A 21,612-nucleotide genomic window follows, 5' to 3' on the forward strand; every position below is an offset into this window, starting at 1 on the left:
TTACCACCTCTGGGAATTAGTTTAATCAGAAAAGTAATAACTTCACTTAAAATGCTTTACTTGCTCTGTTGTGGTAAAACGCATGGGAATTAAACCTTTATTAATTTTAACTCTTCCATTCATCTCCTTTTATTTAAACGCGGCGAGCCTAAACGAGTTCAGTCAAAAACTGGATGAAGGTTACCGTTACGCCTGTAACGCAACTCAGACGGGCAACGCAGAGGTTGCCTCTCTGGCGCTTGAGAACTACAGGGCAAATTTCACTACCTCAGACCCAAAAGTTGGTTTCAGCCAGATAATGAATGATGAAATAAACAAGGTTGTCTCGAATTTTTTCAGAATGGGCATGATCCAGGGGAACACCAGTACTGCGGCCTGCGAGACGCCTTCGGAGTTGCTGAGTCAGACCGCTTTGGCGGTATATTCCCGACAGGAAAAGGCGGCGTTGGCATCGAGCCTTGATGCTGTCCGCTTCACTGAATATGCGGCGCAGGCCTACCCGATTTTTGATTCAATCCGGAGTACAAGCATCAGTGAGGATGAAGTAATTAATCAGATTAATAAAATTGGGAATAATGCAATTATAAATGACAAGAATGCTATTGACGCCAGCAATGCGACAAGTGCGATGAAAAACGTAGTGACTGTACTTTTTTCTGCCCGGAGTGACCCGGAACTTATGCAATTTATGATGGGTTATATTGATCAACACAAACTGCATTGAATGTAGGGTCCAGTATTTATATTAAATCAGCTTTCGTCCTGAAAGTGAGCCCACTGTTGGAATGCTCACTAATTCCGGTTCCGTCCGTATTAATAAGTCTCACTGCTGGTGGAGGGACGGGCAACCGGAAAAGTAGCTTTTTACCAGCATAGAATTGCCATCGCTTTATCCATTTGCCCCTGCCACAGTAATAAAAGCAACTTAAAAACTCATGAAAAAAGACCTCTTATCGAAATGTCATACTGCTTTCGTCCGATATAGTGAATGTCTGTATGCTGCGGGGGAAATAACATGCGAAAGAGCTATACCTATGGGATTCCTTTCGGACTCCATCGCGAAACTGGACGGTATCTGGACATCACGGAAGTAAGCAGAGGGAGTGCATGCAACTGTATCTGCCCCGGGTGTCGTACGGATTTGATCGCCAGGCAGGGTGAGGTCAAACTCTGGCACTATAGCCACACCACGGACCTCTTCGGTGATTGTGACGGCTTGATGGAGGCGATTCGGGGAAAAATTATTGAAGTTGTCCGGGAAAGACATCTTCTCGGTTTCCCGCATCTTCTGGCCGGTTATGAAGGCGGGAAGGTGCCACTTGATGAGGTAAGCGGCAGCGGAAGCATGTTCGGCGCCACGGCAGATCTGTTTGTGAAGGTTAACGACCTCTGTGTCGCCGTGTTTCTTGATACCGATCGCAGCGTGGCCGGGAAGCTGACGTTCGACCATCTCCATCCCTCGGAAATGGTAGCAGCATTACGTATCGATCTGCCGGATATAGAATACGAAATCAGTCAGGTACAACTTGGCAGGCGAGATGGAACCTACAGCGAACGTATCGAGAAAATTATCATTGATGAGACGGAGTCACGAGAGTGGTTGTATCATCCCATGATGCAGGAACTGGGGACTGAACCCCTGAAGGTTTATCAGGGCCGTGAGCCTGCGGAAGCAGGACCACTTCTCCAGCGTCTTTCCGACTGCTACATGAAGCTGCCGGACATCTTACCCCAGAGCATGAATACGCTGATAAGAATGCAGCAGGACACCATCGTTTGTTTGTGTCGGCTCACCGTCAGAGCATCCAATATAGCCCAGACTGATGAATTTCCGCTGTTTATACGTTACTTCCGTCTGCATTGTCTCGACACCAGTGAGCATGTGAATTACGAGAAATTGCTGAACTGGCAGGACATGATCACAAAATCACAGGAAGGGCAGTCGCTAACGATGGAGGAACGGGATTATCTCCAGGAAATCGCCCGTATTGGCCTCTACAACCACCGACTTAAAAGTGTCTGCCTGACGGCCTGCGAAGACAGTAAGGTGGCAACAACTGAAGGACCAACAAATTTCTCATTGCTCTGAAGGGGGCTGGGGAGTTACGGGCCTGGCGGGCATGGAAACGTAAACAAAATCTACTTGCTCGCCTTAAGCAGTAATGGGTTGTTCATTTCTTACATGGTCTCAGAGTACCTATCATGATCAGTCCGGTAATATAAACTGGCACAGCCATCATAACAGCCCAACGCTAATGGACATACATTAGCGTTGGGCTGTTATGGCCGAAAGACTGGATCAGGAGTTCCGGATTTTTGCGCGGTAGGTGTGTTTGATCCTTTCAATCGTGGCAAGAGATGCATTCCAGTAGCGTTCAGCGTCGGGGCGATATTGGTCATCGAAGATGCAAAGATTCAATAATAGTGTAATTAGCGTCTCCTGGCGGCAAAGTCAGTCGGCCGGAACTGGTAAACTGTATTCCACCTCACCCGGGCTGGCGGGCGACTGACGTCTTGCCGGTTCATAGCCGGTGGTCGCGTCTGACAATGCGGTGTCCTGCCGGTAGTGACGCTGGCAGGGAGGTTTGCCAAATATACCCTACAGGGACTTCAGGAATGAATACGTTCGAACAGTTTAAAGCACAGGTCACCCAACATGCCTGTGGACTCGGTCCGGAACAACTGGCCGGGTACTGGGGGCGGTCCACCAGCGGCGAATGTGTTTCGCCATCGTATGAAGTGTTCAGGGGTTATCCGACCCGCCATCCGCTGGCGGAGTTTGTGGAGATGGCTGCATCCCGCAACGGCATCAGGCCGGATGACTACCTGGGTGATTTACTCCGGGGGCCGCATGAGGTTGTCGGCTCCCTGACGGATGACAGCACGTCACCCGCCGCCAGCCTGCCTGTCTATTTCTTCCCGGGTGCCGGGATTTACGCTGCGGCGGTCAGTGATACCGAGGTGCTCGATGTCTGGATGAGCTGGCCTTGCTACCCGGAAAACTGGTGAACATCCGAAACCGGGTTAACCGGCCGGGGATGATTTCCACGACAGCTGGTGCGGACGTGATAACACAATTGCATGTCCTCATCCCTAATGCCCCCTGCCAGACCCTTCCGTGCGGTCAGGCTTCGCCTGATTCCCGATCGGCGCGTATACATCAGGCTATAACTCTTTGTTTTCTTTTTATTTTCTTCCTGTTTACTCGAAATTCGCGGGCGGCCTTGCCAGGGCACAATTGTCAAATACGTGATACTGATGGCTGCACATTGTTAATGTCGGGCACGATGTTTTGTAGTTAACAAGCACTAGTTGGATGAGGACATGCAACTTCATGATGTATCTGACGCTGTTGACTCATGGCAGTCGCCAGTTCAGTTACACCATAAACGTTAGCTTTTAATAAGAGAGGGTTACTATGTTTAGAACTGAGCAAAAGTCAGAGCATTTAGGCCAGGTCATGATGATTGATCCGGAGCTGGTTGGGCAGGGCATAGAGGTTGGACAGGTCGTTGTGTTTGATCTGGGGCACGCCAGCAAAGGCGTTGTGCATTTGATGCGCGAAAGCAAAAAGCGTGATTGTTTTTCCCCTACAACAGAGCGCAAACAGACTTTCAATATGACCGATCAAACTACCAAGGGAGGTTGATACGGGTAAGACGACTGTGGGGCACATCTCACACTGATGATGAGGTCATGCAACCTATTAGTCACCGACTTGGCTGATGTTATGATGTACATCGCTTTCATCTCTTTAGACCGGTCTGAAGTAGAGTCTCAATAATCCGTGAGGAATTCGTTATGAGCCGTGAAGTACCTGCTGGTAGGTTTTTTTGTATGGATGAGTTCCACAATCATCATATGAACGATGATGTCATTCGCGAAAGGCTCCGCTCAATAGACGGTATCCCCGGTGTGAGCTATCAGGTATATGGCGATAATGTTTTCGTGTTCGAGAAACTTGTCCAACTGGTGAAACAGAATGGCCATAACCTGGCAACAGCCTTAGACCTCGTTCCGCAGGCAACAATGACCGCCTCAGAGGCTATTGAGGAGTGGTCGGTCTTCCCGGCGCCATATTCTCGTGAGATCAATAATACCGACCATAGTCAGGCGATCTACCACCCTTATTTCAATGCGTATTTGCCCCGGAAATATCCTGACCGTGACGCCTGTAATGCGGATGCGACCAGATTGCTTCTCGGTAATCCTGTCGAGGGTGAGGGGGATTTTGTCTACCGGGGGCAGTCCATGATCCTTCGCCAGCCCTTTACACTCGACCGTCTTCCCCCACGGCCTGAATGGGATGTGCCGGTGTATGAAAATCCCGGTGCCTACACGCATCTCTGGAACACGGATTTTGTCAGTGGCTTCGCGCCGGTTTCCGAATCTTTGTTTAACGAGGTTAAATCAGCGGAGTGGGAATGGAACCACGCTATCGCCGCGACATGCGCGTACATGGGAAATCCGGAGTGTTTCGCCTCGTTGTGGCCCCGGGCGGGAGAGTTCGGACTGGAGCAGCTGGAGCTCAAATCCAGTGACGTTGACGAACTCGATCCGGAATACCACCAGCAATTCCAGGCTATATACCCGGAGCTGTCCATGTTGTCCCCGGCCGCTATCCAGAGAGCCTATGACGAGTACTGTGAATCGATGTGGGAATACCCTGAGAGGTGCGACGGATTTCTTTATCACCTTATTGGCAGTACCGTCAGTTCGAATGTGTCCCGCGACAACCCGGAAAAAACAGGAAGACTCATCGCACACGCATGGCTGACAGGAGCCTCGGTTGAGGATGCCTATCGTTTTGGCTCAGAGGCTCAGCAGTTCGATACCGCTCTTTCTGGGCTGGCGTATCAGGTATCCGTGGCCATGAAATTTGTTGCCGGTGATTCTGCGGCCGCAGGAAATGAAGGCCATCCGATCAGCACACTTTCCGATACCTTCCGTCAGATGAGAAAAGTAAGTAGTACCCTCCTGACGGCCACACAGAACGGCCGGAAATGATAAGCACTAACCAATATGGATTCTAACAAAAAGCACGATGAATACGTCGACTGGCTCATTGAGCAGGCAGACGATCATGAAATAAATGCCATCAGCTCAGGACTCAGAGATGCGTGGGAACTTTGTACGACCTTTCTGGCCTGTGTTTTGCTCGGCAGTGGGATGGTTCTTGCCTGCTTAAATATCACTCAGTAGGGAAATCTGATGACAACTCAAATTGAAGTTATGACGGTCGCTGAGCTGCATGCTCAACTACAACAGCTGGTGGATGATTGGCTCGGAGATATTCCGGTATGTGCGACAGATCTCCGCGCCCGGTAACGGTACCGGCGGCGACATTTTTCCGGTGAAAACCCAGCAGGACTACCGTGCCGCCTACCGTAAGCTCGAAGCGGATGGATATGCACCGGCCGTTATCGAACAAATGACCACAGGCGCTGCCTACAATCTGGCTTATCCACGAATCCCGTTAAAACGCTCTGAGAACGCCACCAGCGAACGGAAGCGAAAACCTGACGTGGACATTCAGGGAGAGCCTTGCGAGCGCTTTGTGACCCAGCGGAGCGGCGCAGCGCAGACAAAATTCAAGAATCTCCTTGTTGAGAATTTCGCGGGTCGGTGTGCGGTCACGGGATGGGTTAATGGTGGTGTGCTGGTAGCGGCTCATATCGAGCATGGGACGCGCTACAACCCTTCGAACGGCATCCTGGGGTCGGTTCCGGCTGAGGGCGAAATGACACCCTAAGCTTTCGGTTCCTTGGGCCAAAGATATTCGCCAGTCAGTAGAATGTGCGCCCAGCCCAATGGGGATATGTGGGGAAGAAATTCAGGGGGAACATCCAACCCTTCGTTCCGCCGCTCCGTGACGGCATGACCAAGATGGACGGTATTCCAGTAAATGATCACCGCAGTCAATAAATTGAGCCCAGCGATTCGGTAGTGCTGCCCCTCTGTCGTGCGATCGCGAATTTCCCCCTGCCTCCCGATACGGAGCGCATTTTTGAGCGCATGGTGGGCCTCTCCCTTGTTAAGACCGATCTGAGCACGCCGCTGCATGTCCGTATCCAGGATCCACTCAATAATGAAAAGGGTCCGTTCAATACGACCAACTTCACGAAGCGCAACTGCAAGGTTGTTTTGTCGTGGGTAAGAAGCGAGCTTGCGCAGGAGTTGGCTGGGCCTGATTTTGCCAGCGGTCATCGTCGCGGCACAACGGAAAATATCAGGCCAGTTCGCAACGATAAGATCCTCCCGGGCTTTTCCACCTACCAACTTGCGTAACTCCCTGGGGGTCGTATCGGGATTAAATACGTACAACCGCTTCGATGGCAGATCCCTGATTCGCAGAACGAGATTGTAGCCGAGCAGGCTACTGGCTCCGAACAAATGGTCGGTGAATCCTGCTGTATCGGCATACTGTTCGCGAACATGGCGACCGACCTCGTTCATCAGTAGTCCATCGAGAATATACGGTGCCTCGCTCACGGTCGCCGGGATCGACTGACAAGCGAATGGCGCGAACTGGTCGCTTACGTGAGTATACGCTTTGAGGCCGGGAACAGAACCATATTTGGCATTGACCATGTTCATGGCTTCGCCATGCCGCGCTGTCGGGAAAAACTGACCATCGCTCGATGCTGACGTGCCCATCCCCCAGACGCGTGACATCGGCAGTTTACCCTGCGCGGCCACCACAATTGCCAATGCCTGGTTCATGGCTTCGCTTTCAACATGCCAGCGGGCAAGGCGTGAGAGCTGCCAGTAATCATGCGTGTTTGTAGCTTCCGCCATCTTACGCAGGCCCAGATTGAGCCCTTCAGCGAGCAGGACGTTGAGCAGACCGATCCGGTCGCGACATGGAGCCCCGGTTCTCAGATGGGTAAACGCATCTGTGAAACCAAGGGCTGCATCAACTTCAAGCAGCATGTCGGTAATCCGAACGGACGGCATTCGGCGATACAGATCCAGTATGAGTGCCTCGGCACCATCCGGCACGTCTGCTGTCAACCTGTCGATCCGCAACGTTCCATCTTCTATGCTACCGTGCGGAATAGTGCCGTTACGGGCAGCCCGGGCCAGCCGCTTAAGAGCGATCGTGAGTCGCGCCTTTCTGTCTGCCAGCCAATCCTGTGGGTTGGAAGGCACGGCCAGTTTTGCATTTTCCTGCGCCGCGATCATCGGCACCAGTACCTGCTTGAGGTCACCATAGCGGCGCGAATGAGCGAGCCAGACATCTCCGGAACGAAAAGCATCCCGGAGGTGAAAGAGTACCGCCACTTCCCAAAGACGGGTATCTCCTTTTTCCTGAGCTCGTAAATGACGGTTCCATTTGGAGCTGGGCCGCAGGAAACGCCTTTCTGGCGATGCAACACCTTTCATCTCTCCGATCGACAAAGCTGCTGCTACCAATGGTCCGGCGACCGGCGCGGCTTCGAGCTTCAGACAGCGCAACATGCGGGGCGCATAACGACGAAAGCGATGGTATCCCTGCCCGACATATGCAAGAGGCTCATCGGCTAGCGTGTTGCTGAGTTGAGTCCCTGTCGCTACCAGTTGAGCGAGCCGGTCCCATGCAACCGAACTGGCGACAGCCATCTCCAGCGGGGTTCCGTCACTGCGGGCCTCAAGCAACGAAGCTCCCAGCGCGGTGAAGGTACGGATCGTATCCGCGAGTGTGGCTTTAGAGCCGGAAATTGTTTCGTCATGCTGGCGCTTCGCTTCCCGCCAGGTTTTTCCTACGATCCTGTCATGGGTTTCGACTATGGCATCAGCAATCGCCGCTTCCCACTCCACAACACAGACGGCAAGGATCGCCCAGCGGCGGTCCGAAGTGATGTCACGCAAACCGTCGGTGAAGTAGCGTTCACCCTGCCGACGCAGCCGGGCAATGCGATGGGCAGGTATGCTGGCCAAAGCACTATGATTGATATTCAGGGTACGCAGAAATTCGAGCCTGTCGAGCAAACGGTTAGCAGCAGCCGAGTTGTTACCAACCTCGAAGTTGCGAAGCCAGATGAAACGACTGATATTGCCGGCGAGCATTTCACTCAGAAGTTTGTCCAGGTGATCGCGAACATCCGCTGTTAAATTTTCCACAATCCGCGTTTCAATCCGCCGCTCAGCGGCGACCAGAGCATCCGCGCACAAGCGCTCGATTGTCGATACTGCGGGCAGAATGGTGGAAGTTTCCCGACACCGCACAATAAAACGATGAGCAAGATCCTCGTTTGATCTGGCATCTTCGGCCTGGCCGAAAGTCCACTCCCGCAGATCACGGGCACCACGGCCCGTGAAGGTCTTGTAGCCGTAAATTTCGCGCAGCGTGTCCATGTGCTGCTGACGGGTTTGGCGCCGTGTGGCATAAGTGAGAAGCGCATCAGCCGGAACTCCAAGCTGAGCACCGACGAAGGAAAGGATTTCACGCGGGATCATCTCACCAGGAGCCAGTGCACGGCCCGGATATCGTAAGGCACAAAGTTGCAGGGCAAAGCCAATCCTGTTTTCCGGTCTGCGGCGCTGCCTAATGTTTTCCAGGTCATCATCGCCCAGCGTGTAGAACTTCAGTAGCGACAGTTCGTCCGTGGGCAGATCGAACAGCGCTGCTCGCTGCCGTTCGGTGAAAATATGGCGTCGTGACATACAAATTCGTCCCTTTTGAAGTATAGTCTGTTTTGGACAACAGCCAGCCCATATAAATCAGGGCGTTCCGATACAAAAATCCAGGAGGGTTCAATTGGGACATCGTGCCGCCATTTACTGCCGGGTTTCAACAGCGGATCAGTCTTGTGAACGCCAGGAATTTGATCTGCGAGCCTTCGCCGGCCGTGCCGGCTACGACGTGGTGGGAATATTTAAGGAAACAGGTTCAGGAACTAAACTCGACCGGGCCGAGCGAAAGAAAGTCCTGGCGCTTGCCCAGTCCAGACAAATTGATGCAATCCTGGTCACTGAGCTTTCCCGGTGGGGGCGCTCGACGCTCGATCTGCTCAATACGCTACGTGAACTGGAGAACTGGAAGGTTTCCGTGATAGCCATGAATGGAATGGCGTTCGATCTTTCGTCGCCGTATGGACGAATGCTGGCGACGTTTCTTTCCGGCATTGCGGAGTTTGAGCGGGATCTCATCAGCGAGCGGGTCAAGTCAGGCCTTGCTGTTGCGAAGGCACGTGGTAAGAGGCTTGGTCGTCAGGCCGGAGTGCGACCAAAATCAGACCGACTTTTGCCTAAGGTGGTTGCGATGAGGGCCGAGGGACGCAGCTATCGCTGGATCGCACGCGAGCTCGGTATCAGCAAGAATACCGTCGCTGACATCGTGCAACGACACAGAGCTAACGCTTAGGGTGTCATTTCGCCCTCAGCCGGAACCGACCCCAAGGTGGTCTCAGAGAGCGCTCAAGAAGCGGTTTTTCTCGTATGTTTAGCTACGGTGGCCTAGGAGCCTGCGCGGCAGAAGCCAAATCGGCGGAAGATCGAGGACGATACGGGGATGGCTGCCAGTTACCTTCCTTACCGACCCGACCAATCCTATCTGCTGCCCCCTTCTCTGGGAGAGTGGCTACCTGAAGGGCATCTTGCCTACTTCATCAGCGAGACTGTCGATACGCTGGACTTGAGCGCATTCCACGCCCGGTATGCCGGCGGTGGTCCGGGCAATCAGCCGTTTCATCCGGCGATGATGGTCAAAGTGCTGATCTATGGTTACGCGAGCGGCGTCTTCTCTTCGCGCAAACTAGCCAGGAAGCTGTACGAGGATGTCGCGTTGCGTGTGCTGGCCGCTGGAAACTTCCCGGCCCACCGCACGCTGAGTGACTTCCGTGCCCTACACCTGACCGAGCTTGAGAATTTGTTCGTTCAGGTGGTGCAACTGGCGCGCGAATGTGGGCTGGTGAAGCTTGGCACGATCGCGGTCGACGGCACCAAGGTAAAAGCCAACGCCAGCCGCCACAAGGCGATGAGCTATAAGCGCATGAAGCCGGCCGAGGACGAATTGCATTGCGAGATCAAGGCGCTGCTTGATCGCGCCAAGGCTACCGACGACCAGGAGCGTAACGAGCCGGAGCTGGACATTCCTGCCGAGATTTCTCGCCGCGAGAAGCGCCTGGAGGCGATCCAGGCGGCAAAGGCGCGCCTGGAAGCGCGCCAGCGTGAAGCGGACCAGGCCCGGGGGCGCAGCGAAGACGATGGCCGCCGGCCTCGCCATCCGGATGGCTCGGACAAGGGCGGTGGCTCGTACAAACGCGAGTTTGGTGTGCCGGATGACCGTGATCAGGAAAGCTTCACCGATCCGGACAGCCGGATCATGAAACACGCCGGTGGTGGCTCCGAGCAGAGCTACAACGGGTACACAGCGGTCGATGCCGAGCACCAGATCATCGTGGCGGCGGAGTTGACCAACTGCGCCGCGGACAGTCAGGCGCTGCTGGGCATGCTGGCAGCAGTTCAGGCCAACACCGGAGAAATGCCGGCCCAGACGCTGGCGGATGCGGGATTCCGTAGTGAGGCTGTTCTGGCAAAGGTCGCCGATCACCACGGCGATGTCATCGTTGCCCTCGGCCGCGAGGGACGTGAAGATGCCAAGGTCAATGCCAAGACCCATCCGCATACGGCGGCGATTGCGGCGAAATTGAAAACGGAGCAAGGCGATGCAGCTTACCGCCGGCGCAAGTCGATCGTGGAGGCTCCGAATGGTTGGATCAAGGCGGTGATGGGATTGCGTCAGTTCAGCATGAGGGGCCTGGACAAGGTGCAAGCCGAGTGGAAGCTCGTCTGCATGGCGCTAAATCTGAGGCGAATGGCGTATCTGTGAGGGCGAAGGTTAAATGGGGCGGCTCAAATGCACCCCAGTCGTCATAACACGCCGCGCGCCGCAAGATTGGTATCCTTGGCGCCGACGCCTTGCCAATTGCAGAGAGCGCCGCCGCCATCGTCAGTGCTCTACAGAAAACCGGTCACACGGCTCTGCCGCGCAGACTCCTAGCCTAAATGTGACAGTGGTTGGTAATCCATGCCGCCCGCAAGGGCGGCGGTGGTGGGCCAATAGATGATTTTCAGAGCCTTACTGCCCGTTGACGCCCAATCCCTCGAGCGCGAGTCTAGCCGCAGCGGCGATGACGGCCTCGCTGTACTTGTCATCCTTGTTAGGCGCCCGGGTGTAGACGGCCAACACAATAGGTGCGCGCCCAGTGGGCCAGACGACGGCATAGTCATTTGCCGTGCCATACACTCCGCAGGTTCCGGTTTTGTCTCCGACTGCCCAGTCTGCCGGCACCGCCGCGCGGATGCGGTGGTTGCCGGTCGTGTTTCCCTTTAGCCAATCAACAAACTGCTGCCGCTGCGGCGCAGCCAGTGCAGAGCCCAGTGTCAGTTTTTGTAAGCTTTCCGTCACGGCGCGCGGCGATGAGGTATCGCGCGCATCGCCTGGGATGGCGGAGTTCAGCTCCAGCTCCCAGCGGTCCAGACGGAACGTGGTATCGCCGATAGAGCGCATGAAGGCCGTCAGCCCGGCCGGGCCGCCCAACTCCTTCAGCAACAAATTGGCGGCGGCGTTATCACTGTATTGCACGGCGGCCGCGGACAGCTCCGCCACCGTCATGCCTGTTGTCAGATATTTTTCCGAGATGGGTGACCACGGAACCAGCGCATTTTTGCCGTAACGGATGGGTGTGTCCAGCAAGCCGGCCTGCTGCTGGCTGCGAGCCAGCACAGCGGCAGCAAGAAAGCCCTTGAATGAGCTGCACAGTGGGAAGCGCTCCTCAGCGCGGTAACTTACAGTTGCGCCTGAGCCGGTATCCATCGCGTACACACCGATGGAGCCGCCAAAGTCCTGTTCGAGTTTAGCGAATGGTTCCGCGACGAGGTTGGTCAGCGCGGTGGCAGAAAAGCCAGCCAGCGGCCATGAGAGACAAGACAGCAGAACTAGACGGCGATACAGTGACATCAACGATATTCCTTGTTTGAAGGTGGAGCTAGGTGTAGCGGCCGGATGTAATCAGGCCGCTACAGCTGGGATTATCACCGAGCGGCAAGCCGCTCCCTCTCCAGAGGCTGTAACGGCTGTAACTGCCCCGGATGGGCACACATCGGGTTGGTAAGTCCCTGGCACCACAACGTCCAGCGCTATTGAAAAACGAATCAGGTCGGCGTTCATGGGTCGGCCACCTCGCCTGACCTCGGCATCCACGTTACGGACGGCCTCAGGAAGTCCTGGCCAAGCCCCGACTATTGGGGCGCGAAGATAGCACCGAGGGTACGCCGGTGTCAACACCAACTGAAAACTGACCCACTTTACCCCTGAATCACCAAAGTAATACTGACCCACCTGGATCATTCGGGTTTGGAATTTTTCCTGACCACTCCCGCCTTCCTCTTGTCCTTCAAGCGGTAGCTTTCGCCGCTCAGGGTCAGGATATGGGCATGGTGCAGCAGCCGATCCAGCATCGCGGCTGTCAGGGTGGTATCGCCGGCAAACGCGTCGGCCCACTGGCTGAACGGCAGGTTCGAGGTCAGGATCATCGCCCCTTTCTCATAGCGCTTCGCCACCACCTGAAAGAACAGGTTCGCTTCCTCGCGTCCGAAAGGCAGGTAGCCGATCTCATCGATCACCAGCAGCCGTGGACCGAGGATGGCGCGGTTGAAGTATTCCTTCAGCCGCCCTTGTCGCTGCGCCGTGCTCAGTTGCAGCATCAGGTCGGCTGCCGTGATGAAGCGTGTCTTGACCCCGGCTTGCGCGGCCTTGTAACCCAAGGCGATGGCGAGGTGGGTCTTGCCGATGCCAGAGGGTCCGATCAGCACCACGTTCTCGGCCCGTTCGACAAACGCCAGACTGCCCAGCTCCTGCACCAGTGCCTTGGGCACGCCGGGGTTGAAGCTGAAGTCATAGTCCTCCAGGGTCTTGATGCCCGGGAAGCAAGCCATCCGCGTCAGCAGTTCGCGGCTGCGCTGCTGGCGACACCCCGCTTCATGCCGCAACAGGTGTTCCAGGAAGTCGGTGAAGCTGAAGTCCTCGCGCACCGCCTGCTGCGCCAGGACGGGGTAATGCGTTGCCACCCGTTCGAGTTTGAGTTGCTGGCACAGGGCGTCGATCCGCTCATGCTGGAGGTTCATCGGCAGGCCTCCCCAATTGCGTCATAGACAGACAGTGGGTGCTGGAGAGATTCCAGTGGTACCGGGCGGAGACTGTTATCCAGCAGGGGGGCCTCGTCGCGCCGCACACGGGATGGCAAGGGTTGCAGGTGTTCCCGCTCCTGCCGCCAACGGTCGATGGGGCGCTCGTTCAGGGTGGCGTGGACCCGCACATTCGCCTCGTCTGCCAACCAGTCACGGACGCGTCGGTTGGCAGCAGCACAATCGAGCAGCAGCCCCGTGCCCTTCATCCGGGTCAGCAACGGGTTGTAGAAGCTCTCGCGGAAGTAGCGATTGAAGCGCTCGACCTTGCCTTTGGTCTGGGCCCGATACGGGCGACACAGCCGGATCCGGAACCCCAGGTCATCGGCCAGTTGAAGCAAGCCGGGGTGAAAACGGTGCTTGCCGTCACCGTAGGCATCGCGTTCCAGCACCACGGTCTTCATGTTGTCGAACAACACCTCGCGGGGCACACCGCCCAGATAGTCAAAAGCCAGCAACAGGGAGTCCCGCACGGACTCGAAGGATTCGTCCGGTACGAAGGTGACAAACGTCATGCGGCTGTATCCCAGCGTGGCGACGAAGGCCGACATGGGGGATCTGGCCCGGCGCAAGACCACGAAATCAGCCTGCAACTGCCGTCCGGGCTCGGTCTCGAAACGGACGGCCGGACCTGCTTCGCGGCGGGCGGGCTTGAGCGTGGCGAGGAAGGCGCGCAATAACGAGAGACCGCCGCCATACCCTTGAGCGCGGATTTCCCGATTCAGGACGGTGGCAGGCAGCCAGATGGGGTGGGCCTGCTCGACCCGTTGCCGCAGATAAGATTCAAATGGCCCCAGTTTGGTGGGGCGTGGTTCACGGGGCTGGTATCGCGCTACCGACGGATCGCGGAGGTAGCGGCGCACGGTATTGCGCGAGACCCCCAACGTGCGGGCGATGTGCCGGATGGAGTGGCCCTGTCGGGCAAGAACTCTGATTTCCACGGTTTGCTCCTGGGTCAACATCGACGGCCTCGAAAAGGCCGCCAAACTAGCCCAGGTGGATCAGTTTTACTTCGCTGGGGTGGGTCAGTTTTACACTGCTGCTAACACGGAACCGCTGAAAATTCCGTCACTCCAGTTCCAGGCCTGCGACGATCGCATCGAGATCGATCGTCTTGCCGCTGCTTTGAAAGGTGTAGTGCCCGTTGAGCAGGATGTGCCGCCATGCCGCAGGCGAAATTTTTGTGATGAGTGCCAGCGCCTTGCTGTTGCCGGCCGCCTCGTACTTGGTCACCAGCCGCGACAAGATTGCCGAGTTGTAGAAAATGATCGTGTTGGCGATCAGCCGTGCGCACTGGTTGCTGATCTCGATTTCAATGTCGGTGCGACCGGTCAGTTCCTTCTTACCGCCGACCTGGGCAATGGCCGAGCGTAGCTGATGGTAGGACTCGAGGCGATTTTGCGAGCGGTGCACGTTGCGTTCCAGTTGCGGATCGCGCAGGTAGCGAAGCGTGTAGATGCTGCGGATGAGCTTGTCGAACTCGAAGATCGCGCGCCGCGTCGGGTTCGTCGTGGTGTAGGTGCACAGCTTGCGGATCAGCGTGCCCTGCGTCATTTCCTTCAGCCCGAGTGTGGCGACGATCCGGTCGATGTTCGGCTTCTCGCGATGGATGAGATCGCAGTCGATTTTCCCGACTGGCCGAATCAGGCACGCCTGATACTGTGCTGGATCGTCAGCGCAGTAGAGTTCTTTCAATTGCGCGTTGAGGTCGGTGAAGCGCGGCTCGAACCGCCGGCCAAACCAATGCAGGATGGCGAAGTTGGCCTTGTTGACGCTGTGCATGTCGCCGGTGATCGCGGTCGGCATGATGTCCGACGTGTTGCGATACCAGATGTCGAACACGTGGTGGGCCTCGTAGTCGTGCGCGCCGATCAGGTAGCCGTTGAGCGGGATGTGGTTGCACAGCAGCGTGTAGGCGACCACGCCCTTGCCGCGCCCGAAGTACTTGCGCGAATAGCGCGCCTTCACGGTCGGCCGTTCGACGCTGAATTTCTGCCCGTCGACGGCACCGTACAGCGTTTCGAGGTCGAACGAGTAGTATGGGAAGATCGGTAGCGTGGCGATGGCGTTGCTGATGCAGTCGTTGGCCGCGTGCAGCGTTGCCTGGCGCAGGTACTGCTGGTAGCCGCTATCCAGCACGTGGTACGGGATGTCGCTGGTGCGCGCCATGACGTGGTTGCCGTGGTTCATCGCTTGCGCGATGATGACCGCCATCAGGCTGTCAGCGTCGGCGACCTTCTTCGCGTAGCGCGGCTGCATGGGCGTGAACGCCGACAGAAACTTGCACTCGTCGTTGACGAAGCGAAACACGTCGGCCACGTCGCAGAACGGAAGCTTCTCGTAGAATGCCTTTTCGCGCGCTTTCTCATTCTCGCTCTTGGGCTTGCGCCAGGTCAGTTTCTGCGTGTCCTTGTTGTATTCGAGGTGCGTCAGCTTGCCCTGTTTCAGCTCGCGGTTGAACGCCAGCCACTGCGTGCGCAGTTCGGCAGTCAGCGCATCGAGTTGGGCATGGACGGGTTGCTGCAGGAAGGGGATCTCCATTTTTGCGAGCACATCGATCTTCCTGTCCATCTCAACCAGTTCATCTGAGAAGTGCCGGTGTTGCAGGCTGTCGTCGAGGTAGAGTTCACCCGATTGGAGACGCTTCCTGATCTGGCGGTACAGCCAGAACTCGTAGCGGTCAGCGTGCAGGCCGGTTGGTTTACCGTCGGCGTCGAAGGTCAGCAGGTACGGCCGCAAGCGTTTCGGAAGTGTCGCCGCGGGCCACTCGTCGAGTGGCCGTTGCGACAGCCGCTGCTGCTTGGCAAAAACACCTTTGGCCCAGGCCAGCGCGGCAAGCCATGGACTGTCTGGATTGGAGCCGGAGAGGTCGAGCGCAACGTACAGTGGACGAAGATGGCGGCGCATGCGGTCGGCCAGCCCGTCCACCGCCTGCCACTGCAAGGCCAGCTTGCTCGCCGGCTTCACGCTCATACGCTGCGCCGTGGTTTGCAGCGTATCGCGAGGCATGATCTTGTAGGCGCGCTGCCGCACCTCGCCGAAGGGCGTGGGATCGGCCACGCTATCATCAACGTAGAGTGACAGCAGGCGGCCTACCCGCGGCGTTTCCTGCTGACGGCGCACCTGCTCGTCGGCAAAGGATTGTTTGGCACCAGCGCTGCTTTCGTCCTCCAACTGCTTCATGTGGTACGCCATCGCATCGACCAGGTTGTCGGAGAGCTGCCGGTAGCGTACCCAGGCATAGCACAGCAGGTAGAGTTGGGTCTGATCGGCCTTCAGATTGCGCAGGTCGTGGACGGTGTAGAAGTTTGCCAGGCTCGCGTAGTACAGCAGGTTCTGCTGCGAGACGTCGAGTTTAGGCAGCAGTGTCTTGGCGATTGCGTGCAGCGGCTCCAGCGTGGCGCGCTTTTCGCGCTCGCGGACCATCTGGCGCCAGCCGAAATTCTTGGCGTCCTGCTTGAGCGCCGCCAGTTGCGACAGGGTGTCATCACGGACCAGAAGCTGGCTCAGCGCGGCCTTGGCAGATTCGTCCAACGCTTGCTCCAGCAGATTGCCCAGGCGCCGGCGCTCGGCGGATAGCGTTTCGCTGACCAACTCTTGCAAGGTCGTATAGCCGGGCCGGATAATCTTGTGCTCATTGAGCCAGACGATCAGCTCGGCGGCGACGAACCCCGGCGTTACGTCACGCCGCACGGTCCGTGCGGCCTGCTGCTCGAGCTGCGGCAGGAAGGCGGCCGACCACGGCCAGTAGCCGAATAGTTTGGCGATCTGCTCGCGCTGGGTGTAGCGTTCATGCTTGGTGATCGCCTTGGGTTCGAACACCTCGCCGTGGAAATAGCGGCTCAGCACGAAAGCGCAATCGTCCTCGACTTCGTCCCAGTCGAAACTGAAGAAGGCATGCTTGGCCTTGAAGTAGCCGATCTGCAAGAGGCAATAGACCTTGGCATGAAGACTGGGCCGGCTGTTGGCAAGCGCCAACTCGGTTTCTGTCACAGCCAGATATTCCAGCTGCTGCGCATCATCGAACTCCGGCAGGCCATACAAGGCCTCCTGTTCGGCGTCGGATAGGACGCTGAGTAGCTTGTTCTTCTTGCTCATGGCCCGTTCTTGCTATCTTGAGGTTTCGTAGAAACATGGGGCATTTTCGATTCTACTGAAATAATCGTTATTATCGCGTTACTCGCTTTTCGAATCGCAACCTGTCCATATGAAAACGGGCCAGACTACGGCTTCGAGTTCTACCCCAGTCGGCTTTCCCGATGCGGATTCGCTGGCTGCCTTGCGCGGCTGGTACGCGGGACTCAGCTCTCGCGCGGCCGTTGAACACTACCTGGCGGCACGCAAGGCCGCCGGTCAATCAGCGCGAGGGATGCTGGGGCATATCCGCCGCCAGCTCATCGTTTTCGCCAACAGCCGCCACCGGCCGGATCTGGCCGACGTGTTCCAGCACGCCCCCGAAGAGCGACAGGGGCGCGCGGGTGCCGTCGAACGCGCGATCCGGCTCTTGCCCACGCTGCCGGCGCCGAAGCCCCAGATCAGCGACAGCATCGACCAGTGGCTGTCTCCGAGGACCGTCAGGGCACTGCAGGCGTACGGTATCCACACCCTCTCGGCGCTGACCGTGCGCATTCCCCGCCGGCGTGGCTGGTGGAAAGCCATCGAGGGACTCGGCATGACAGGCGCCCGGCAGGTCGAGGCTTTCTTTGCCGCACATCCGCAGCTCACCGAGCGCGCCCGGGCCCTGATCCCGATTATTCAGCCCAGCGGCATCGTGCCGTGGGAGCAGTTGCGTCTGCCGAACGAAGTCGACGGCTCGCAGGGCAATTTCCGGGCCCCGCGCAACGCTTGCACGCTGAATGCGACCAACGACTACGAGGCCGTGCAGGCCTGGCTGGCGCTGCACGAGACTGTCGCCACACAGCGCGCCTATCGCAAGGAGGCTGCGCGGCTAATCCTGTGGGCCATCGTCGAACGCGGACGGGCGCTATCATCCCTGACCACGGACGATGCAATCGCGTACCGGGCCTTTGTCCGGCACCCGACCCCGCGCGAGCGTTGGGTGGGGCCACCTCGACCACGCGATTCGGTGGAATGGCGCCCCTTCTCGGGCGGCTTGTCCGCACGCTCGGCAGCGTATGCGCTGACGGTGCTCTCGGCGCTGTTCCGGTGGCTCATCGAGCAGCGCTATGTGCTGGCCAACCCTTTCGCCGGCGTCAAGGTACGCGGTCACGCCTTGCGGCCCGCACTGGATACGGCGCGAGGCTTTACCGAGGGAGAATGGCTACTGCTGCGCGCCATTGCAGACGGCCTGGAATGGTCCTACGGCTGGTCCGAGCCGGCAGCACAACGCCTGCGCTTCATGCTCGACTTCGGCTATGCCACGGGCCTGCGCGCTAGCGAACTGGTCGGCGCCGTCCTGGGTAATGTCCGCCTCGACGAGCACGGTGACCACTGGCTGCATTTGGTTGGCAAAGGTGGCAAACCAGGTAAGGTGGCCTTGCCGCCGCTCGCGTATACGGCGCTGGACCAATACTTGGCACAGCGTCAACTGCCAGTCAGCCGGGAACGGTGGAATCCGAAAACGCCCCTGGTGGGCAGTCTTGGGGAAGACGGTAATGCCGGCATCACCGGCCCTCACCTTTGGTGCGTGTTGCGAAGATTCTTTACGCAAGCCGCTGAGGCCATTGAGGCCGATCATCCGGTCGCCGCCGAAAAGCTGCGCCGTGCCACGCCTCATTGGATGCGTCACAGTCATGCCAGCCATGCGTTGGCCCGGGGAGCTCAGCTCACCGCGGTGCGCGACAACCTACGCCATGCGTCGATCGCCACGACGTCGATGTATTTGCATGGCGATGAGCTCGAGCGCGCCAGGCAGATGCGGCAGGCTTTTGGCGCTCGTCACGTCAAGCGAGGAGTCGACTGAATTTTCATCATACGGAATGACGGAATTTTCTGGGATTCCCGCTTAGAACCCCAGAACGTCCAATGCATCATCCAGCGCCAGCGTTTCCCATGCAAGGACAAAGGCAACCAGAACCGCCATCCTTTTCTGCGGTGACATCCTGGCAATATTGAACACCGAAGTCATACCAGCATAACGTGCGAGATTTTTCAGGCGCACAGCCGGGAGTGTACTCAGGTTTTCAGCATGCAGGCCAAAATCGTTCAGAGTTTTCCAGCGTTCAATTGCTTCATTAAACGCCGGACCACTGATGGTCACAGGGCCCTTTTTCAGTGATTCCAGTAAAGACAGGCGGCTGCAATCAGTTGGCCCCAGCAGCATCTCCAGCTGTGAACGCTGTTCGGCTGACGGTATCAGTGCCAGTTTGTTCCACAGGCGCAACGTCGCCTTTTCCCTTACCTCTGAAATCAACCGGGTCAGCGTAGTGGCTCCGGGGAGAATAATACGATGTTGCATAAGCCACCCTGTCGCCAGATCGAAAAGCAGGCCAGGACGTTCGTTGCTTATCCAGCTCCGGGTATATAAAAGACGGGTAAGGCGAAATGTCCAGGGCCAGGCAAATTCACGATACTGATAGTGCTGACGTATCAGCGCTGCATGCTCACGGCGGGTATTTTCCCTCTGACCGTATTCTGCAAGAACGGTGATATCACGAATCCCGAGCTGTCTGGCGGTAAAATGCCGGACGCCGGAAGGAATATGATTCATATCGGTGAGGAAGGTGCCCAGAAAACGGACACATCCAATTTGCAGGGCAATGCCCAGACGGTTGTGATCACCTCTGCTTTTTCCGATAAATTCCTTGTCTGCTTCATCAAGGTGAAAATATCGTGCCAGCTGAAGCTCATCCGGTTCACCGGTGAATCTGCCATAGCTTTCAGTCTGCTCAGTGGTCAGAAAGTCAACGGGCATATCGGCCTCCCTGCCTGACGGGCATTTAGTAACATTTTTCCAACCGTACGAAATGTTATAAATTATCAGACATAGTAAAACGGCTTCGTTTGAGTGTCCATTAAATCGTCATTTTGGCATAATAGACACATCGTGTCTGATATTCGATTTAAGGTACATTTTTATGCGAATTTTTGGTTATGCGCGGGTCTCAACCAGCCAGCAGTCCCTCGATATTCAGATCAGAGCGCTCAAAGATGCAGGGGTAAAAGCTAACCGCATCTTTACCGACAAGGCATCCGGCAGTTCAACAGATCGGGAAGGGCTGGATTTGCTGAGGATGAAGGTGGAGGAAGGTGATGTCATTCTGGTGAAGAAGCTCGACCGTCTTGGCCGCGACACCGCCGACATGATCCAACTGATAAAAGAGTTTGATGCTCAGGGTGTAGCGGTTCGGTTTATTGACGACGGGATCAGTACCGACGGTGATATGGGGCAAATGGTGGTCACCATCCTGTCGGCTGTGGCACAGGCTGAACGCCGGAGGATCCTAGAGCGCACGAATGAGGGCCGACAGGAAGCAAAGCTGAAAGGAATCAAATTTGGCCGCAGGCGTACCGTGGACAGGAACGTCGTGCTGACGCTTCATCAGAAGGGCACTGGTGCAACGGAAATTGCTCATCAGCTCAGTATTGCCCGCTCCACGGTTTATAAAATTCTTGAAGACGAAAGGGCCTCGTGATACGCCTATTTTTATAGGTTAATGTCATGATAATAATGGTTTCTTAGACGTCAGGTGGCACTTTTCGGGGAAATGTGCGCGGAACCCCTATTTGTTTATTTTTCTAAATACATTCAAATATGTATCCGCTCATGAGACAATAACCCTGATAAATGCTTCAATAATATTGAAAAAGGAAGAGTATGAGTATTCAACATTTCCAAACAAAGTTAGGCATCACAAAGTACAGCATCGTGACCAACAGCAACGATTCCGTCACACTGCGCCTCATGACTGAGCATGACCTTGCGATGCTCTATGAGTGGCTAAATCGATCTCATATCGTCGAGTGGTGGGGCGGAGAAGAAGCACGCCCGACACTTGCTGACGTACAGGAACAGTACTTGCCAAGCGTTTTAGCGCAAGAGTCCGTCACTCCATACATTGCAATGCTGAATGGAGAGCCGATTGGGTATGCCCAGTCGTACGTTGCTCTTGGAAGCGGGGACGGATGGTGGGAAGAAGAAACCGATCCAGGAGTACGCGGAATAGACCAGTCACTGGCGAATGCATCACAACTGGGCAAAGGCTTGGGAACCAAGCTGGTTCGAGCTCTGGTTGAGTTGCTGTTCAATGATCCCGAGGTCACCAAGATCCAAACGGACCCGTCGCCGAGCAACTTGCGAGCGATCCGATGCTACGAGAAAGCGGGGTTTGAGAGGCAAGGTACCGTAACCACCCCAGATGGTCCAGCCGTGTACATGGTTCAAACACGCCAGGCATTCGAGCGAACACGCAGTGTTGCCTAACCCTTCCATCGAGGGGGACGTCCAAGGGCTGGCGCCCTTGGCCGCCCCTCATGTCAAAC

Annotated in this window: 17 protein-coding genes and 1 pseudogene; 12 read left to right on the forward strand and 6 right to left on the reverse strand. The window is 56.5% G+C overall.

The window, feature by feature from the left end; translation table 11 throughout:
• The first annotated feature begins 82 nt into the window (after positions 1–82).
• From SK35_RS24860 to SK35_RS24890, 7 genes are all read left to right on the forward strand, one after another.
• A complete protein-coding gene (locus tag SK35_RS24860) occupies positions 83–724 on the forward strand; it encodes a hypothetical protein (protein WP_015063153.1) in 642 nt (213 codons plus the stop codon).
• 291 nt (positions 725–1,015) lie between these two features.
• On the forward strand, positions 1,016–2,089 hold the full coding sequence (locus SK35_RS24865; RefSeq protein ID WP_022652192.1) for a competence protein CoiA family protein: 1,074 nt from the start codon (positions 1,016–1,018) through the stop codon (positions 2,087–2,089).
• A gap of 527 nt (positions 2,090–2,616) precedes the next feature.
• Positions 2,617–3,009 carry a hypothetical protein gene (locus tag SK35_RS24870; protein WP_022652193.1) on the forward strand — a complete coding sequence of 131 codons (393 nt, stop codon included), beginning with the start codon at positions 2,617–2,619 and terminating at the stop codon, positions 3,007–3,009.
• 409 nt (positions 3,010–3,418) lie between these two features.
• A complete protein-coding gene (locus SK35_RS24875; RefSeq protein WP_022652194.1) occupies positions 3,419–3,649 on the forward strand; it encodes a hypothetical protein in 231 nt (76 codons plus the stop codon).
• 152 nt (positions 3,650–3,801) lie between these two features.
• Complete coding sequence (locus tag SK35_RS24880) at positions 3,802–5,007, forward strand: hypothetical protein (RefSeq protein ID WP_015063155.1); 1,206 nt, start codon at positions 3,802–3,804, stop codon at positions 5,005–5,007.
• Between the two features lie 15 nt (positions 5,008–5,022).
• A complete protein-coding gene (locus SK35_RS24885) occupies positions 5,023–5,202 on the forward strand; it encodes a hypothetical protein (RefSeq protein ID WP_032610397.1) in 180 nt (59 codons plus the stop codon).
• Between the two features lie 49 nt (positions 5,203–5,251).
• Positions 5,252–5,752, forward strand: a complete 501-nt coding sequence (locus tag SK35_RS24890) for a hypothetical protein (RefSeq protein ID WP_228745493.1) — start codon at positions 5,252–5,254, stop codon at positions 5,750–5,752.
• Here SK35_RS24890 and SK35_RS24895 read toward each other — a convergent pair.
• Positions 5,749–8,646 (reverse strand): Tn3-like element Tn5403 family transposase, encoded by a 2,898-nt coding sequence (locus SK35_RS24895; protein WP_004206881.1) that lies wholly within the window; start codon positions 8,644–8,646, stop codon positions 5,749–5,751. The genes SK35_RS24890 and SK35_RS24895 overlap by 4 nt on opposite strands.
• Before the next feature lie 94 nt (positions 8,647–8,740).
• On the opposite strand from SK35_RS24895, the gene SK35_RS24900 reads away from it, so the two are divergent.
• Both SK35_RS24900 and SK35_RS24905 read left to right on the forward strand, forming a co-directional pair.
• Positions 8,741–9,346 (forward strand): recombinase family protein, encoded by a 606-nt coding sequence (locus tag SK35_RS24900; RefSeq protein WP_000509966.1) that lies wholly within the window; start codon positions 8,741–8,743, stop codon positions 9,344–9,346.
• Positions 9,347–9,493: 147 nt separating this feature from the next.
• On the forward strand, positions 9,494–10,813 hold the full coding sequence (locus tag SK35_RS24905; protein WP_004152397.1) for an IS1182-like element ISKpn6 family transposase: 1,320 nt from the start codon (positions 9,494–9,496) through the stop codon (positions 10,811–10,813).
• Between the two features lie 249 nt (positions 10,814–11,062).
• Here the strand turns inward: SK35_RS24905 and SK35_RS24910 are convergent, their stop codons facing one another.
• The 4 genes from SK35_RS24910 to tnpA form a co-directional block, all read right to left on the reverse strand.
• Positions 11,063–11,944 (reverse strand): carbapenem-hydrolyzing class A beta-lactamase KPC-3, encoded by an 882-nt coding sequence (locus SK35_RS24910; RefSeq protein WP_004152396.1) that lies wholly within the window; start codon positions 11,942–11,944, stop codon positions 11,063–11,065.
• 386 nt (positions 11,945–12,330) lie between these two features.
• Positions 12,331–13,110 carry an IS21-like element ISKpn7 family helper ATPase IstB gene (gene istB / locus SK35_RS24915; protein WP_004152394.1) on the reverse strand — a complete coding sequence of 260 codons (780 nt, stop codon included), beginning with the start codon at positions 13,108–13,110 and terminating at the stop codon, positions 12,331–12,333.
• Complete coding sequence (gene istA, locus SK35_RS24920; RefSeq protein WP_004199214.1) at positions 13,107–14,132, reverse strand: IS21 family transposase; 1,026 nt, start codon at positions 14,130–14,132, stop codon at positions 13,107–13,109. Before istA ends, istB begins: the two co-directional genes overlap by 4 nt.
• Before the next feature lie 106 nt (positions 14,133–14,238).
• Positions 14,239–17,268 (reverse strand): Tn3-like element Tn4401 family transposase, encoded by a 3,030-nt coding sequence (gene tnpA, locus SK35_RS24925; RefSeq protein ID WP_004152392.1) that lies wholly within the window; start codon positions 17,266–17,268, stop codon positions 14,239–14,241.
• A 109-nt stretch (positions 17,269–17,377) separates the two neighbouring features.
• On the opposite strand from tnpA, the gene tnpR reads away from it, so the two are divergent.
• Complete coding sequence (tnpR, locus tag SK35_RS24930; protein WP_004152391.1) at positions 17,378–19,093, forward strand: Tn3-like element Tn4401 family resolvase TnpR; 1,716 nt, start codon at positions 17,378–17,380, stop codon at positions 19,091–19,093.
• 51 nt (positions 19,094–19,144) lie between these two features.
• On the opposite strand, the pseudogene SK35_RS24935 reads toward tnpR, so the two are convergent.
• Positions 19,145–20,044, reverse strand: a pseudogene (locus SK35_RS24935) (DUF4158 domain-containing protein); the annotation flags it as partial.
• Positions 20,045–20,207: 163 nt separating this feature from the next.
• On the opposite strand from SK35_RS24935, the gene SK35_RS24940 reads away from it, so the two are divergent.
• Both SK35_RS24940 and SK35_RS24945 read left to right on the forward strand, forming a co-directional pair.
• Entirely contained in the window at positions 20,208–20,765 is a 558-nt protein-coding gene (locus SK35_RS24940) for a recombinase family protein (RefSeq protein ID WP_001217881.1), read from the forward strand.
• Between the two features lie 233 nt (positions 20,766–20,998).
• On the forward strand, positions 20,999–21,553 hold the full coding sequence (locus SK35_RS24945) for an aminoglycoside N-acetyltransferase AAC(6')-Ib' (RefSeq protein ID WP_014454105.1): 555 nt from the start codon (positions 20,999–21,001) through the stop codon (positions 21,551–21,553).
• Positions 21,554–21,612 lie beyond the last annotated feature (59 nt).

It is taken from the genome of Citrobacter sp. MGH105, from assembly GCF_001037485.2.
Classification (GTDB): domain Bacteria; phylum Pseudomonadota; class Gammaproteobacteria; order Enterobacterales; family Enterobacteriaceae; genus Citrobacter; species Citrobacter portucalensis.

Coding starts and splice junctions, on each gene's coding strand:
- SK35_RS24865 (WP_022652192.1), top strand. CDS start 1,016: ATGCGAAAGAGCTATACCTATGGGATTCCTTTCGGACTCCATCGCGAA.
- SK35_RS24880 (WP_015063155.1), top strand. CDS start 3,802: ATGAGCCGTGAAGTACCTGCTGGTAGGTTTTTTTGTATGGATGAGTTC.
- SK35_RS24910 (WP_004152396.1), bottom strand. CDS start 11,944: ATGTCACTGTATCGCCGTCTAGTTCTGCTGTCTTGTCTCTCATGGCCG.
- SK35_RS24870 (WP_022652193.1), top strand. CDS start 2,617: ATGAATACGTTCGAACAGTTTAAAGCACAGGTCACCCAACATGCCTGT.
- SK35_RS24885 (WP_032610397.1), top strand. CDS start 5,023: ATGGATTCTAACAAAAAGCACGATGAATACGTCGACTGGCTCATTGAG.
- SK35_RS24905 (WP_004152397.1), top strand. CDS start 9,494: ATGGCTGCCAGTTACCTTCCTTACCGACCCGACCAATCCTATCTGCTG.
- istB (WP_004152394.1), bottom strand. CDS start 13,110: ATGAACCTCCAGCATGAGCGGATCGACGCCCTGTGCCAGCAACTCAAA.
- SK35_RS24940 (WP_001217881.1), top strand. CDS start 20,208: ATGCGAATTTTTGGTTATGCGCGGGTCTCAACCAGCCAGCAGTCCCTC.
- tnpR (WP_004152391.1), top strand. CDS start 17,378: ATGAAAACGGGCCAGACTACGGCTTCGAGTTCTACCCCAGTCGGCTTT.
- SK35_RS24875 (WP_022652194.1), top strand. CDS start 3,419: ATGTTTAGAACTGAGCAAAAGTCAGAGCATTTAGGCCAGGTCATGATG.
- SK35_RS24890 (WP_228745493.1), top strand. CDS start 5,252: ATGCTCAACTACAACAGCTGGTGGATGATTGGCTCGGAGATATTCCGG.
- SK35_RS24860 (WP_015063153.1), top strand. CDS start 83: ATGGGAATTAAACCTTTATTAATTTTAACTCTTCCATTCATCTCCTTT.
- istA (WP_004199214.1), bottom strand. CDS start 14,132: ATGTTGACCCAGGAGCAAACCGTGGAAATCAGAGTTCTTGCCCGACAG.
- tnpA (WP_004152392.1), bottom strand. CDS start 17,268: ATGAGCAAGAAGAACAAGCTACTCAGCGTCCTATCCGACGCCGAACAG.
- SK35_RS24895 (WP_004206881.1), bottom strand. CDS start 8,646: ATGTCACGACGCCATATTTTCACCGAACGGCAGCGAGCAGCGCTGTTC.